Source organism: Pseudomonas sp. RSB 5.4, assembly GCF_037126175.1.
Taxonomy (GTDB): domain Bacteria; phylum Pseudomonadota; class Gammaproteobacteria; order Pseudomonadales; family Pseudomonadaceae; genus Aquipseudomonas; species Aquipseudomonas fluorescens_H.
In genome coordinates this window covers 3,369,001-3,383,505 of sequence record NZ_CP146986.1, presented here as the reverse complement: position 1 = coordinate 3,383,505, position 14,505 = coordinate 3,369,001, and the positions used below count along the sequence as shown (strand labels likewise).

Below are 14,505 nucleotides of genomic sequence, written 5' to 3'. Positions count from 1 at the left end.
CTCTATGTCCCTGCGCTTTGCGCTGCTGTTGCTGATGGCCAGCCTGTGTGCTGGTTGTGTCCTGTCGGGTGACTACAACCCGATGAAGACCAGCAAGGGCCGCGACGAAGCGCGTGCCGCCTACGTGCAGCTGGGATTGGGATACTTGCAGCAAGGGATGACCGAACGGGCCAAGGTGCCGCTGAAGAAGGCGCTGGAACTGGACGATTCCGATCCTGATGCCAACGCCGCCCTCGGGCTGGTGTTCCAGGCCGAAATGGAGCCGAAACTGGCCGACGAACATTTCCGCAAAGCCCTGTCCTCGCGTCCCACCGATGCACGAATCCTCAATAACTACGGCAGTTTTCTCTACGAAGAACAGCGTTACAAGGAAGCCTACGAGCGTTTTGAGCAGGCAGCCGCCGATACCCTGTATCCTGAGCGTTCGCGGGTCTTCGAGAACCTCGGCATGACCGCTTCGAAGCTCGGGCAGCGGGATCTGGCGCAGCAGCAACTGGAAAAAGCCCTGCGGCTGAACCGTCAACAACCGCGTGCTTTGCTGGAAATGGCTGAGTTGTCCTTCGAAGACAGGCATTATGTGCCCGCGCGTGACTATTACGACCGTTTCAGCCTGCTAACCGAGCAAAATGCACGTAGTCTATTGCTCGGCGTTCGGCTGGCAAAAGTGTTTGAAGATCGCGACAAGGCCGCCAGTTATGGCCTGCAATTAAAACGACTCTATCCCGGTACGCCGGAATATCAGCAATACCTGTCGGAGCAATGATGAAAGCGGCGCATCCCGAAGTTGTAGCAGCGACTCGCGTTAATCCCGGTGAGACTTTGCGCCAGGCCCGCGAAAGCAATGGCTGGTCGCTGGCCGAAGTGGCCCTCAAGCTCAACCTCACCGTGACTTCCCTGAGCAATCTTGAAGCTGGCGCTTTCGACAAGCTGCCGGGGCATACCTTCGCTCGCGGTTACATTCGCGCTTACGCCAAGTTGCTCGGCATGGATCAGACCGTTCTGGTCCAGCAATTCGACCAGTCCACCGGTACCGATTCCCAGGGCAGCAATGTGCATGCGCTGGGTCGTATCGAAGAGCCGGTGCGGGTTTCCCACACTATTTTGCGTATCGTCAGCCTGTTGCTGCTGATCGCGGTCATCGGCGGCGGTTTCGTCTGGTGGCAGGATCAGACCTCGCTGCGCACCAAAGATTTGACCAGCCTGGTTCCGGAGCACGTCGAAGTCGAAGGCGCCGACGGCACCACGCAGATTCACCCGATCGATGAGCCGGAAGACCAGGCCGTTGCCGAAGGTCAGGCCGAGGGCGCAACCGCTCTCGCACTGCCGCAATCGGAAACCACCGCTGAAGCGACGGGTGCCGAGCCTGCCGCTCCGGCGACTGCTCCAGCCGCCCCGGCTGCGACCACGCCAGCCGCACCGGTTCATACACCGGCTCCGGTGGTGGCCACCCCTGCGACTCCAGCACCTAACGTTCCGGCCACACCAGCGCCGACCGTCACCGCTCCAGTGACCGCGGCCACAGCTGCGCCAACCGTAGAAGCGGCTGCCCCAGCTGCCGGCGACGGCCAGGTGCAACTGCAGTTCACCGCCGATTGCTGGGCACAGGTCACCGACGGTCGCGGCAAAGTGCTGTTCAGCGGTCTGAAACATAAAGGCGACAGCGTTTCGGTTTCCGGCAAGCCGCCACTGGCGGTGCGTCTGGGTGTGGCTCGCGCCGCACAGGTCAGCTACAACGGCCAACCGGTCGATATCGCTCCGTTCACCAGTGGCGAGACTGCTCGCCTGAAGTTGGGTCAATAAGTCATGCACGGCGAATCTCCAATCAAACGTCGCGTTTCGCGCAAGATCTGGGTCGGTAACGTGCCTGTTGGCGGCGATGCGCCTATCGCTGTGCAGAGCATGACCAACAGCGACACCAATGATGTGGCTGCCACCGTCGCGCAGATCAATCGTCTGGAAGCGGCCGGCGTCGACATCGTCCGCGTTTCGGTACCGGACATGGACGCCGCCGAGGCGTTCGGCAAGATCAAACAACTGGTCAAGGTGCCGCTGGTTGCCGACATCCACTTCGACTACAAGATCGCTCTGCGCGTCGCCGAACTGGGTGTGGACTGCCTGCGCATCAACCCGGGCAACATCGGTCGTGAAGACCGGGTGCGCGCCGTGGTCGATGCCGCCCGTGACCGCGGGATTCCGATCCGTATCGGCGTCAACGCCGGTTCCCTGGAAAAAGACCTGCAGAAGAAATACGGCGAGCCGACCCCGGCTGCGCTGGTCGAGTCCGCGCTGCGGCACGTAGAGCACCTTGAACGCCTGAATTTCCAGGACTTCAAGGTCAGCGTGAAAGCCTCTGACGTGTTCATGGCCGTTGAAGCCTACCGTCTGCTGGCGAAAGAAATCGTCCAGCCGCTGCACCTGGGTATCACCGAAGCCGGTGGTTTGCGTTCGGGCACAGTGAAATCCGCCGTGGGCCTAGGTATGCTGCTCGCCGAGGGGATTGGCGATACTATCCGCATCTCGCTGGCGGCCGATCCGGTCGAGGAAGTGAAGGTCGGGTACGACATTCTCAAGTCTTTGCATCTGCGTTCCCGTGGCATCAACTTCATCGCCTGCCCGAGCTGCTCGCGGCAGAACTTCGATGTGGTCAAGACCATGAACGAGCTGGAAGGGCGCCTTGAAGACCTGCTGGTGCCGCTGGATGTCGCGGTGATCGGTTGCGTGGTCAACGGCCCCGGCGAAGCCAAGGAAGCCCATATCGGCTTGACCGGCGGCACGCCAAACCTGATTTACATCGACGGCAAGCCGTCGCAGAAACTGACGAATGACAATCTGGTGGACGAGCTGGAAAAGCTGATCCGCCAGAAAGCGGCCGAAAAGGTCGAAGCTGACGCAGCGGTCATCGCGCGCGGCTGAGCCTGACTGAAAGCCGAACGAATTTAAGGATTTATAGTGAGCAAGTCTCTGCAAGCCATTCGTGGCATGAACGACATCCTGCCCGAACAGACCCCGCTGTGGCGTTATTTCGAGGGCACTGTCGCACGTCTGCTGGATAACTACGGTTACAAGCAGATCCGCATGCCGATCGTCGAATTCACCGAGCTGTTCAAGCGCTCGATCGGTGAAGTGACCGACATCGTCGAAAAAGAGATGTACACCTTCGAAGACCGCAACGGCGACTCCCTGACCCTGCGTCCAGAAGGCACCGCGGCGTGCGTGCGTGCAGTGCTCGAACACGGCATCACCGGCGGTGGCCAGGTGCAGAAACTCTGGTACATCGGCCCGATGTTCCGTCACGAGCGTCCGCAGAAAGGCCGTTATCGCCAGTTCCACCAGATCGGTCTGGAGGTGTTCAACCTCGACGGTCCGGACATCGACGCCGAACTGATCATCATGACCTGGCGCCTGTGGGGCGAGCTGGGTATCCGTGATGCGGTCAAGCTCGAACTCAACAGCCTGGGCACCAGCGAGTCCCGTGGTCGCTATCGTGAAGCGCTGGTCGAGTACCTCTCGGCGCACCACGACAAGCTCGACGAAGACAGCCAGCGTCGCCTGAAAACCAACCCGCTGCGCGTGCTCGACACCAAAAATGCCGACACTCAAGCCGTACTGGTCGATGCGCCGAAGATGGCCGACTACCTGGACGACGAATCCCGTGCGCACTTCGAAGGTCTGAAGGCGCGTCTGGACGCGGTTGGCATCCCGTACGTGCTCAACCCGAAACTGGTGCGCGGCCTCGATTACTACAGCAAAACCGTATTCGAATGGGTCACCGACAAGCTCGGCGCCCAGGGCACTGTCTGCGCGGGCGGTCGTTACGACGGTCTGGTCGAGCAGATGGGCGGCAAACCGACCGCAGGTGTCGGTTTCGCCATGGGCATCGAGCGTCTGGTGTTGATGCTCGAAACCCTGGAGCAGATCCCGGAAGAAATCTCCCGTCAGGTCGACGTCTACCTCTGCGCCTTTGGTGAGCAGGCCGAACTGGCCGGTCTGGCCCTGGCCGAGCGTGTACGTGACCAGCTTCCAAACCTGCGTCTGCAAGTCAATGCCGGCGCCGGCAGCTTCAAAAGCCAGTTCAAGAAAGCCGACAAGAGCGGTGCACTGTATGCACTGATCCTCGGTGACGACGAAATGGCCCAGCAAGTGGTAGGTTTCAAACCCCTGCGTGGCCAGGGCGAACAACAAAGCATTGCCTGGGATGCGCTCGCCGCTCACCTGGCCACCTGCGTCGTGCAGGGTTGAAGCTGTCTAAACAGCCGATTTAGCGATTAAGGAGTATTGGGGTGTCGAGTACCGAAGACGAACAGTTGGCGGATTTGAAGGACTGGTGGACACGCAACGGCAAACCTCTGGTCACCGGTGGCCTGTTGGCGCTGGTCATCGTGTTCGGCTGGCAGGCTTATCACAAGTATCAGAGCAACCAGTCGCAAGGCGCCTCGGTGCTCTATCAACAATTGCTGGAAACCACGCTGACCCCGGATGGCAAGCCTGACGCTGCCCGCGTTGCGGATCTGGCCAGCAAGCTCAACAGCGAATTCGGCGGCACCGCGTACGCGCAGTACGGCAGCCTGTTCGTGGCGAAAGTAGCGGTCGACAGCGGCAAGCTGGACGACGCCGCGACCGAACTCAAAGCCATCGTTGCCAAACCGGCCAACCCGGCGCTGGGCGAAATCGCCCGTCAGCGTCTGGCGCAGGTGCTGGGTGCGCAGAACAAGGCCGATGAAGCCCTTAAGCTGCTCGACGGTGATGCTGACAAGGCGTTCCTGGCCACTCGCGAAGAACTCAAGGGCGACTTGCTGGTTCAGCTGGGTCGTACTGACGAAGCGAACACCGCGTATCAAAAAGCCAAGGCGGCACTGTCGGATGAAGCGGCAGTCGGTGGCCTTCAAATCAAGCTCGACGACCTGGCCAAAGGGGATGCGTGACGTGATCCGTTGGAAGCATGCAGCATTGCTGGCTCTGGCCATTCTGGCCGCGGGTTGCAGCAGCAACAGCAAAAAAGAACTGCCACCGGCCGAACTGACCTCCTTCAAAGAAGAAGTCGTTCTGCAGAAGCAGTGGAGTCGTTCGATCGGTGACGGTCAGGGCGAAACCTACAACATGTTGGTACCGGCGATCGACGGTGACACCATCTACGCGGCCGACGTGAACGGCATCGTGATGGCCATGGATCGCAACAACGGCGACGTGAAGTGGAAAAAAGAGCTTGAACTGCCTGTTTCCGGCGCCGTTGGCGTGGGTTACGGTCTGGTCACGATCGGTACCCTCAAGGGTGAAATCGTCGCGCTCGACGCCATCAACGGCGAAGAGAAGTGGCGCGCCCGGGTTTCCAGCGAAGTCCTCGCACCGCCGGCCAACAACGGTGACGTCGTGGTGGTACAGACTCAGGACGATCGTCTGATCGGCCTGGATGCCGCCACCGGCAACCGTCGCTGGATTTACGACAGCACCCCAGCGGTACTGACCCTGCGCGGCACCAGCGCACCGGTCGTGACCAACCGCCTCGCGGTGGCTGGCCTGTCGACCGGTAAAGTGGTCGCCCTGGACATTTCCAACGGTGTGCCGGTCTGGGAACAACGGGTCGCGATTCCAACCGGTCGTTCGGAACTGGAGCGCGTGGTCGACATCGACGGCGGCCTGCTGCTGTCCGGCGAAACGCTGTACGTCGCCAGCTACCAGGGTCGTGTGGCAGCACTTGATCTGCAGAGCGGTCGCCAACTCTGGCAGCGCGATGCATCGAGCTATGCCGGTGTCGCTCAAGGTTTCGGCAACGTCTACGTGAGTCTGTCTTCGGGCACCGTTGAAGGCGTTGACGAGCGTTCGACCACTGCACTGTGGAGCAACGACTCGCTGGCTCGCCGTCAGTTGTCGGCGCCGGAAGTATTCTCCAGCTACGTAGCCGTCGGTGACCTGGAAGGTTACCTGCACCTGTTGAGCCAGGTGGACGGCCGTTTTGTGGGTCGTGAGCGTATCGACAGTGACGGCCTGCGTGCCCGTCCGCTGGTGGTGGGCAACACGATCTATGTGTATGGCAACAGCGGCAAACTGGAAGCCCTGACCATCAAGTAACAACTATGCTTGGGGTTAACGCCCCAGGCAGCTTCATTTGTGGGAGCGGGCTTGCTCGCGAAGGGCGTCAACGAAGACGCGTACAGCCTGATTAAACGCGGTGCTGCTACGGTCTTTCGCGAGCAAGCCCGCTCCCACAGTGTTGCCCCGAGCACCAGCCGCTGCCTCGCAGCGGCTTTTGTATTTTCTGAAATAACGAAGTGGAGAGCCGCATGGTTCCCGTAATCGCCCTGGTGGGCCGACCGAACGTCGGCAAATCCACCTTGTTCAACCGCCTGACCAGGACTCGTGACGCCATCGTCGGCGACTTGTCCGGTCTGACCCGTGATCGCCAGTACGGTGAGGCCAAGTGGCAAGGGCGTTCCTACATTCTGATCGACACCGGCGGTATCTCCGGTGACGAACACGGTATGGACGAAAAAATGGCCGAGCAGTCGCTGCTGGCCATTGAAGAAGCGGATGTTGTGCTGTTCCTGGTAGATGCCAAGGCCGGTTTTACCGCCGCCGACCAGATGATCGCCGAACACTTGCGCAAGCGTAACAAGCGTTCCCACGTGGTCGCCAACAAGGTCGACAACATCGACCCGGAAATGGCCCGCGCCGAATTCGCCCCGTTGGGCATGGGCCACGCGATCCCGATCGCCGGTGCTCACGGCCGTGGTATCACTCAACTGCTGGAAGCGGCACTGAGCGATTTCCCGCGTGACGAAGACGAGCCGCAGGAAGGCGAAGAGGAAGAGATCGTCGCCGAAGGCGAGGAAGCCAAGCGCATTCCTGGCCCGAGCGAAAAAGACGGGATCAAGATCGCCATCATCGGCCGTCCGAACGTCGGCAAGTCGACCCTGGTCAACCGCATGCTCGGTGAAGACCGGGTGATCGTCTACGACCAACCCGGCACCACCCGCGACAGTATCTACATCCCGTTCGAGCGTAACGACGAGAAGTACACGCTGATCGACACCGCCGGTGTGCGCAAGCGCGGCAAGATCCACGAAGAAGTCGAAAAGTTCTCCGTGGTCAAAACCCTGCAGGCGATCAAAGACGCCAACGTGGTGATCTTCGTGATGGACGCCCGCGAAGGTGTGGTCGATCACGACCTCAACCTGCTGGGCTTTGCCCTCGAAGCCGGCCGTGCGCTGGTGATCGCGATCAACAAATGGGACGGTATGACCCCGAGCGAGCGCGACTATGTGAAGGTCGAGCTGCAACGTCGTCTGTTCTTCGTCGACTTCGCCGATATTCACTTCATCTCGGCGCTGCACGGCACGGGCGTGGGCAACCTCTACGCCTCGGTACAGAACTCGTTCAAGTCGGCGGTGACCCGCTGGCCGACCAGCCGCCTGACGCAGATTCTCGAAGACGCGGTCAGCGAGCACCAGCCGCCGATGGTCAACAGCCGCCGGATCAAGCTGCGTTACGCTCACCTGGGGGGCGCGAACCCGCCGATCATCGTGATTCACGGTAACCAGATCGAGAAAGTGCCGAAGTCGTATGTGCGCTATCTGGAGAACACTTACCGCCGTGTGCTGAAGCTGGTCGGTACGCCGATCCGCATCGAGTTCAAGGGCGGCGAGAACCCGTACGAAGGCAACAAGAACACGCTGACCGACCGCCAGGTCAACAAGAAGCGTCGCTTGATGTCGCACAACAAGAAAGCCAGCAAGAAGCGCCGCGACAAGAAGTGATCAAGGTTGATTGTTCCCACAATTGCGTGGGAATGCTCAACCGCTTCTGTAGGAGCTGGCGAAGCCTGCGATCTTTTGACTTTGCTTTGAAGGCAAGATCAAAAGATCGCAGCCTGCGGCAGCTCCTACAGGGTTCGGCGATAAAGAAGGGTACCCGGTTGGGCGCCCTTTTTTTATGGGCGCCGGATGGGCTATTCTCGGGCTCTCCCGCGCCGCCGTCAGAGCCGGGTGTAGAGCAGGGAACCCCTCGATGATCACCAGTAAGCTGCCGAATGTCGGCATCACTATTTTCACGCAGATGTCTCAGCTCGCGGCGCAGACCGGAGCGATCAACCTGTCCCAGGGTTTTCCTGATTTCGACGGCCCACAATCCCTGCGTGACGCGGTCGGTCGGCATATCGCCAGCGGCCATAACCAGTATTCACCGATGACCGGTCTGCCGGCGCTGCGCGAGCAGATCGCGGCGAAGATCGCGCGCAGCTATGGCGTGAAAGTCGATGCCGATAGCGAAGTGACAGTGACCCCAGGCGCGACTCAGGCGATCTTCTGTGCGATTCAGGCGGTTATCCACAGCGGCGACGAAGTCATCGTGTTCGACCCGTGCTACGACAGCTATGAGCCGGCGACGCAGTTGGCGGGCGGCCGCTGCGTGCATGTGCAACTGAACCCGAACGATTTCTCCATCGATTTCGACCAGCTCGCCGCGGCACTCAGCCCGCGCACGAAAATGATCGTCATCAACACCCCGCACAACCCGAGCGGTGCACTGATCAGCCGTGCCGAACTGGATCAACTGGCGGAGTTGATCCGGGGTCGGGACATCTACCTGATCAGCGACGAAGTCTATGAACACCTGGTGTTCGACGGCGTGCCGCATGTCAGCGTGCTGGCCCACGAAGAGCTGTATCAGCGCGCCTTCGTGGTCAGCTCATTCGGCAAGACCTATCACGTCACCGGCTGGAAAACCGGCTACGTGGTCGCACCACCGGCGCTGTCCGCCGAGCTGCGCAAGGTGCACCAGTACGTCAGTTTCTGCGGGGTCACGCCGCTGCAGTACGCCCTGGCCGATTACATGGCCGAACATCCGGAGCACGTTGAAGAGCTGCCGGGTTTCTATCAGGCCAAGCGCGACTTGTTCTGCGATTTGCTGGCGCCGTCGCGCTTTACCTTCACCCGCGTCACCGGCACGTATTTCCAGTTGGTCGACTACTCGCAGATTCGCCCTGACCTGAACGACGTCGACATGGCGATCTGGATGACCCGCGAACATGGCGTGGCGAGCATTCCGGTGTCGGTGTTCTACCAGAATCCACCCGAAGGCCAGCGCCTGGTGCGCCTGTGCTTCGCCAAACGCGAGGAGACGCTGCGCGAGGCAGCGGCAAAACTATGCGTGATCTGAGTGCACTGCCCGATCTTCACCTGGCGCTGATCCAGACCAGCCTGGCCTGGCACGACCGTCAGGCCAACCTTGAGCACTTCGACGTGCTGCTGGAGCAGGCCCGCGGCGCAGACCTGATCATCCTGCCGGAGATGTTCACCACCGGCTTCTCCATGGAATCGGAAACCCTCGCCGAAGCCGAGCATGGCCCGACCAGCAAATGGATGAAGGCGCAGGCCGCGAAGCTCAATGCGGTGATCACCGGCAGCGTGATCATTCAGGCGGCGGACGGTAGCCATCGCAACCGCCTGCTGTGGGCGCGGCCGGACGGCGAAGTCTGGCATTACGACAAGCGCCACCTGTTTCGCATGGCTGGCGAACACCATCACTACACGCCCGGCGAGCGCCAGGTGCAGTTCGAACTCAAGGGTTGGCGCATCCGGCCGCTGATTTGCTACGACCTGCGGTTCCCGGTGTGGAGTCGCGACGCGCACGACACCGATCTGCTGCTGTACACCGCCAACTGGCCGGGCGCACGGCGGCTGCACTGGAACCGCTTGTTGCCGGCGCGGGCGATTGAAAACCTGTGCTATGTGGCGGCGGTGAATCGCATTGGCACCGACGGCAAGGGCTTCGCCTATACCGGCGACAGTCAGGTGCTGGATTTTCAGGGTGAAACGTTGCTGGCGGCGGGGGAGGCGGACGGCGTGTTCAAGGTCGTGCTGGAAGCCGCGCCACTGGCGGCGTATCGCGAGCGCTTTCCGGCGAATCTGGATGCGGATACCTTCGAGTTCACTTGATATTCGCGACCGCTTTCGCGAGCGAGCCCGCTCCCACAGGTAGAACGCAATACCCTGTGGGAGCGGGATTGCTCGCGAAGAGGCCCGATCAGGCGACACAAAACCAGCAGGCATAAAAAAGGCCCCGGAGTTCACACTCCGGGGCCTTTTTGCATGTCAGCGAAGGCTTAGGCCGCTTTCGCTTCCGGCTGGCTCAGGGAGCGGTTCAGCGCACTGAACAGCGCCTTGAAGCTGGCGGTGGTGATGTTTTCATCGATACCCACGCCGTGCACCGCACGCTCGCCATTCACACGCAGCTCGATATACGCGGCGGCCTTGGCGTTGGTGCCCGCGCCGATCGCGTGTTCGTTGTAGTCCATGATTTCCACTGGAATCGGCAGGCCGGCCACCAGTGCTTCCAGCGCACCGTTGCCCTTGCCGCGCCAGTGCAGGTTGGTTTCGCCCTGACCCTGGCTCGCCACTTCCACTTCGACGGCACTGTTGCCGTTTTCTTCCTGCAGGCGATGGCTGACCAGCGCGTACGGGGTATTGGCTTGCAGGTATTCGCTGATCAACAGCGAGTGGATCTGCTTGGCGGTCATTTCCAGGCCGAGGCGATCGGTTTCACGCTGCACGACCTGGCTGAACTCGATCTGCATGCGACGCGGCAGGCTGATGCCGTATTCCTGCTCCAGCAAGTAGGCGATACCGCCCTTGCCCGACTGGCTGTTCACACGAATCACCGCCTCGTAGCTGCGGCCGATGTCGGCCGGGTCGATCGGCAGGTACGGCACTTCCCACAGGGTATCCGGTTTCTGCTGGGCGAAGCCCTTGCGGATCGCGTCCTGGTGCGAGCCGGAGAATGCGGTGTGCACCAGGTCGCCGACGTACGGGTGGCGCGGGTGCACCTGGATCTGATTGCACTCCTCGACGACTTTGCGCACGCCGTCGATGTCGGAGAAGTCCAGTTCAGGGTCGACGCCCTGGGTGTACATGTTCAGGGCCACAGTGACGAGGTCAACGTTACCGGTACGCTCGCCGTTGCCGAACAGGCAGCCTTCGACGCGATCCGCGCCAGCCATCAGGCCCAGCTCGGTGGCGGCGACGCCGGTGCCACGGTCGTTGTGGGTGTGCAGGCTGATGATCACGCTGTCACGACGATTGATGTTGCGGCCGAACCATTCGATCTGGTCGGCGTAGACGTTCGGCGTCGCGCATTCAACGGTGGCCGGCAGGTTGAGGATCATCTTGTGCTCAGGCGTCGGATTCCAGACCTCGATCACCGCGTCACAGACTTCCTTGGCAAACTCCAGCTCGGTGGCGCTGAAGGTTTCCGGGGAGTATTCGAAAGTCCACTCGGTGTCCGGCTGCATCGCCGCGTACTTGACGAACAGCTTGGCGGCGTTGACCGCGATGGCCTTGATGCCGTCCTTGTCCTGGTTGAAGACGATGCGACGGAAGGAAGGCGAGGTGGCGTTGTACAGGTGAACGATGGCTTTCTTCGCCCCGCGCAGGGATTCGAAAGTGCGCTCGATCAAGTCTTCACGGCCCTGGGTCAGCACCTGAATGGTGGTGTCGTCCGGGATGTGGCCTTCTTCGATCAGGGTACGCACGAAGTCGAAGTCGGTTTGCGAAGCGGCCGGGAACGAGGCTTCGATTTCTTTCACGCCGACTTGCACGAGGGTTTTCCAGAAGCGCAGCTTCTTCACCGCGTCCATCGGCTCGATCAGCGACTGGTTACCGTCACGCAGGTCGGAGCTGCACCAGATCGGCGCGGCGTCGATGGTTTTCGACGGCCAGGTGCGATCCGGCAGATTGATGACGGGGAACGCGCGGTATTTCGAAGACGGGTCTTTGAGCATGCTCATCGGGAAAATCCTTATTGTCTGGGCCGAAAAGAGGCGGCCTGCCGGTGGAACGAATGTTCGGGGAACAGCTTGGGACGAGGCGCAGCGATTCAGCCCGGCAGTCGTGCGCTGACGAGGCACAGACTGCGGTGCTGGCGAAGCTGAATAAGGGTGTGAGAGGTTTTCATGTCTTCAACCCTAACCGCGAGGGGAGAGGATGGCAAGCAGTCGAAAAAAATTGAGAGGAATACTCGAAAAGCGGGGATTAGCGCGATTTTATTGTGCTTCAGGCGAATGATCGTCTTGAAGTTTGCGCGGGGGTTGATTGGGGCGCAATTGAAACTGGTGGGGTGTCAGCAGGATTTACGGTGTGGGATGGGCCGCCTTCGCGAGCAAGCCCGCTCCCACAGTTGATCGTGTTCACCACACAAATCTTTTGTAGGAGTGAGCCTGCTCGCGATGAAGCCAGAGGCCTCACTGCATAAGTCAGGGCTGAAATGCACCAATGAAAATCGCCGGATCCACCCGCGCATCGTTCAGGCTGATGTTCCAGTGCATGTGCGGCCCGGTCGCCCGGCCGGTCGAGCCGACTTTGCCCACCACCGCGCCACGGGCCAGTTGATCGCCGACCTTCACGTCGATTTTCGACATGTGGCAGAACATGCTGATAAAGCCCTGGCCGTGATCGACAAACACTGTGTTGCCGTTGAAAAAGTAGTTGCCGGTGAGAATCACTTTGCCCGCCGCCGGGGTTTTGATCGGCGTACCGGCCGGCACCGCAAAGTCGAGGCCGGCGTGTGGGTTGCGCTCTTCGCCATTGAAGAAGCGGCGCACACCGAACTTGCTCGACAGCGGCCCGTTAACCGGTTTGTCCAGCAGCAGGTTGCTCGGGGTGTTCGGGCTGAAGCTGCGATAAGCCTTGATCTGCTCGGCCAGTTCGCCCTCGATGCGCTTGAGGTTGGCCGGGTTCGGATTGACCTGCTGAGTATTCTTCAGGGTGATGTGCTGTTCCGGGTATTTCTTGTTGCCGACGGTGAACGGCAGATTACGTCCGCCGCTGCTGATCTGCTGACTGCCGGGTTTGACCGTCAGCGGCACACCGACAATCGCCAGCCAGTTGTTCTGTTCTTTCACCACCAGCACCGGTTTGCCCTGATAGGTGGCTTTAGGCGCCTGAGTGGCGCTGCCCAGATCAACCACGGCCACGCCGCCCGGCACCGGTTTGTTCAACAGGCGAGTGATGTAGCTGTCGGCGTGGGCATTGAAGGTGGTCAGGCACAGCAACAATAACGGAGCGAAAAAACGCGGCATGGATCAGTCCAGTAAAGAGAGGGTGACAGGCGTCAGGTGGTTGTCCTCGACGCGCACTTGCAGTTCGCCTTCGCCGAGTTTGGCCTTCAGGCGCTGCCCGTTGTGGGTCTGCGCGGCGTTGCGGATCGCCTGGCCACGTTCATCCAGCAGAATGCTGTAACCGCGGCCAAGCGTCGCCAGCGGACTGACCACATGCAGCGTCTGCATCTGGCTGTGCAGTTGCAGGCGACGGTTTTTCAGGCCTTCGCGCATGGCTCGCGGCAGGCGTTCGGCGAGGCTGTCGAGGCGTTGGCGCAGCATCGCCAGTTGGCGTCCCGGGTGTTGCCCGGCGAGGCGGGTTTCCAGACGGATCAGGCGTTCGCGGCGGGTATTGAGCTGGCGCTCGAACGCCCGGCGCAGGCGCATGTCCAGGTCATCCAGGCGTTGCGCTTGCTGACGCAGGCGTTCGCCGGGATGACGCAGACGGCGGGCCATGCCTTCGAGGCGCAGGCGATCGCGCATCAAACGGTCGCGCATGCGCATCACCAGACGTCGGTGCAGGCTTTCGACCTGACGGATCAGGTGACTCGAATCCGGGGCCAGCAATTCGGCGGCAGCGGAGGGCGTTGGGGCGCGCACGTCAGCCACGAAATCACTGATCGACACGTCGGTTTCGTGCCCGACCGCGCTGACGATCGGCGTCACGCAGGCATCGACCGCGCGGGCCACGGCTTCTTCGTTGAAGCACCAGAGGTCTTCCAGCGAACCACCGCCGCGGGCGAGGATCAGCGCGTCGAAACCACGGGCGTCGGCCAGTTTCAGCGCGCGGACGATTTGCGCGGTGGCTTCGCGCCCCTGCACGGCGGTCGGAATCAGCGTCAGTTGCACCTGCGGCGCCCGGCGGCGGAACACGCTGATGATGTCGCGAATCACCGCGCCGGTCGGCGAACTGATGATGCCGATGCGTTGCGGATGCGCCGGCAGCGGCACTTTGCGTTCGGCGCTGAACAGGCCTTCGGCGCTGAGTTTTTCTTTCAGCGCATCGAAGGCCAGGCGCAGCGCGCCGTCGCCGGCCGGCTCCACGGTGTCGAGAATCAGCTGATAGTCGCCGCGCCCTTCGAACAGCGAGACCTTGCCGCGCACTTTCACGGCCAAGCCGTCCTTCAGCGCCTGACGCACCCGTGCCGCATTATTGCGAAACAGCGCGCAACGCACCTGCGCACCGCTGTCCTTGAGGGTGAAATACACGTGGCCGGACGCCGGGCGGGCGAGGTTGGAGATTTCGCCTTCGACCCAGATGTTGCTGAACACGTCTTCGAGCAACACCCGCGCGCGGCCGTTGAGCTGGCTGACGGTCAGGACTTCACGGTCCAGGCCAAGTCTTGCAAAGGGATCTTTAATCATGGGGCGCAGTTTAAAGGCATTCGCCTACCGATCACCATGACCCAACACAAAACCAA

General features: G+C 61.2%; 12 protein-coding genes. 9 read left to right on the top strand and 3 right to left on the bottom strand.

Annotation, left to right across the window (positions count from 1 at the left end; all coding sequences use genetic code 11):
• Window positions 1-4: 4 nt before the first annotated feature.
• The 9 genes from pilW (at window position 5) to V9L13_RS15105 (ending at window position 9,929) form a co-directional block, all read left to right on the top strand.
• Window positions 5-763: a type IV pilus biogenesis/stability protein PilW gene (pilW, locus tag V9L13_RS15145; RefSeq protein WP_003227892.1), complete on the top strand. Its 759-nt coding sequence runs from the start codon at window positions 5-7 to the stop codon at window positions 761-763.
• Window positions 763-1,800 (top strand): RodZ family helix-turn-helix domain-containing protein, encoded by a 1,038-nt coding sequence (locus tag V9L13_RS15140; RefSeq protein WP_003227890.1) that lies wholly within the window; start codon window positions 763-765, stop codon window positions 1,798-1,800. The genes pilW and V9L13_RS15140 overlap by 1 nt, the downstream gene beginning before the upstream one ends.
• A gap of 3 nt (window positions 1,801-1,803) precedes the next feature.
• Entirely contained in the window at window positions 1,804-2,913 is a 1,110-nt protein-coding gene (ispG, locus tag V9L13_RS15135; protein WP_003227888.1) for a flavodoxin-dependent (E)-4-hydroxy-3-methylbut-2-enyl-diphosphate synthase, read from the top strand.
• 36 nt (window positions 2,914-2,949) lie between these two features.
• Window positions 2,950-4,239, top strand: coding sequence for a histidine--tRNA ligase (hisS, locus tag V9L13_RS15130; protein ID WP_003227887.1), 1,290 nt, complete (start codon window positions 2,950-2,952; stop codon window positions 4,237-4,239).
• 41 nt (window positions 4,240-4,280) lie between these two features.
• The gene (locus V9L13_RS15125) at window positions 4,281-4,922 is read left to right on the top strand and encodes a tetratricopeptide repeat protein (protein ID WP_338799935.1); all 642 of its coding nucleotides are present in this window, start codon (window positions 4,281-4,283) and stop codon (window positions 4,920-4,922) included.
• Complete coding sequence (gene bamB, locus V9L13_RS15120) at window positions 4,915-6,066, top strand: outer membrane protein assembly factor BamB (RefSeq protein WP_045122617.1); 1,152 nt, start codon at window positions 4,915-4,917, stop codon at window positions 6,064-6,066. Before V9L13_RS15125 ends, bamB begins: the two co-directional genes overlap by 8 nt.
• 212 nt (window positions 6,067-6,278) lie before the next feature.
• A complete protein-coding gene (der, locus tag V9L13_RS15115; protein WP_003227884.1) occupies window positions 6,279-7,751 on the top strand; it encodes a ribosome biogenesis GTPase Der in 1,473 nt (490 codons plus the stop codon).
• Between the two features lie 250 nt (window positions 7,752-8,001).
• Complete coding sequence (locus tag V9L13_RS15110; RefSeq protein WP_338799934.1) at window positions 8,002-9,150, top strand: pyridoxal phosphate-dependent aminotransferase; 1,149 nt, start codon at window positions 8,002-8,004, stop codon at window positions 9,148-9,150.
• The gene (locus V9L13_RS15105; protein ID WP_338799933.1) at window positions 9,138-9,929 is read left to right on the top strand and encodes an amidohydrolase; all 792 of its coding nucleotides are present in this window, start codon (window positions 9,138-9,140) and stop codon (window positions 9,927-9,929) included. Before V9L13_RS15110 ends, V9L13_RS15105 begins: the two co-directional genes overlap by 13 nt.
• Window positions 9,930-10,096: 167 nt before the next feature.
• Here the strand turns inward: V9L13_RS15105 and leuA are convergent, their stop codons facing one another.
• From leuA to xseA, 3 genes are all read right to left on the bottom strand, one after another.
• Entirely contained in the window at window positions 10,097-11,776 is a 1,680-nt protein-coding gene (leuA, locus tag V9L13_RS15100; RefSeq protein ID WP_003227879.1) for a 2-isopropylmalate synthase, read from the bottom strand.
• A gap of 465 nt (window positions 11,777-12,241) precedes the next feature.
• Window positions 12,242-13,066: a peptidoglycan DD-metalloendopeptidase family protein gene (locus V9L13_RS15095; RefSeq protein WP_003227874.1), complete on the bottom strand. Its 825-nt coding sequence runs from the start codon at window positions 13,064-13,066 to the stop codon at window positions 12,242-12,244.
• A gap of 3 nt (window positions 13,067-13,069) precedes the next feature.
• Window positions 13,070-14,449 carry an exodeoxyribonuclease VII large subunit gene (gene xseA / locus V9L13_RS15090; RefSeq protein WP_003227872.1) on the bottom strand — a complete coding sequence of 460 codons (1,380 nt, stop codon included), beginning with the start codon at window positions 14,447-14,449 and terminating at the stop codon, window positions 13,070-13,072.
• Window positions 14,450-14,505 lie beyond the last annotated feature (56 nt).

Bases quoted from the DNA above. Each gene is read 5' to 3' on its own strand.
- leuA (WP_003227879.1), bottom strand. From the start codon at position 11,776: ATGAGCATGCTCAAAGACCCGTCTTCGAAATACCGCGCGTTCCCCGTC.
- pilW (WP_003227892.1), top strand. From the start codon at position 5: ATGTCCCTGCGCTTTGCGCTGCTGTTGCTGATGGCCAGCCTGTGTGCT.
- V9L13_RS15095 (WP_003227874.1), bottom strand. From the start codon at position 13,066: ATGCCGCGTTTTTTCGCTCCGTTATTGTTGCTGTGCCTGACCACCTTC.
- V9L13_RS15110 (WP_338799934.1), top strand. From the start codon at position 8,002: ATGATCACCAGTAAGCTGCCGAATGTCGGCATCACTATTTTCACGCAG.
- xseA (WP_003227872.1), bottom strand. From the start codon at position 14,449: ATGATTAAAGATCCCTTTGCAAGACTTGGCCTGGACCGTGAAGTCCTG.
- ispG (WP_003227888.1), top strand. From the start codon at position 1,804: ATGCACGGCGAATCTCCAATCAAACGTCGCGTTTCGCGCAAGATCTGG.
- bamB (WP_045122617.1), top strand. From the start codon at position 4,915: ATGCGTGACGTGATCCGTTGGAAGCATGCAGCATTGCTGGCTCTGGCC.
- V9L13_RS15140 (WP_003227890.1), top strand. From the start codon at position 763: ATGAAAGCGGCGCATCCCGAAGTTGTAGCAGCGACTCGCGTTAATCCC.
- V9L13_RS15105 (WP_338799933.1), top strand. From the start codon at position 9,138: ATGCGTGATCTGAGTGCACTGCCCGATCTTCACCTGGCGCTGATCCAG.
- der (WP_003227884.1), top strand. From the start codon at position 6,279: ATGGTTCCCGTAATCGCCCTGGTGGGCCGACCGAACGTCGGCAAATCC.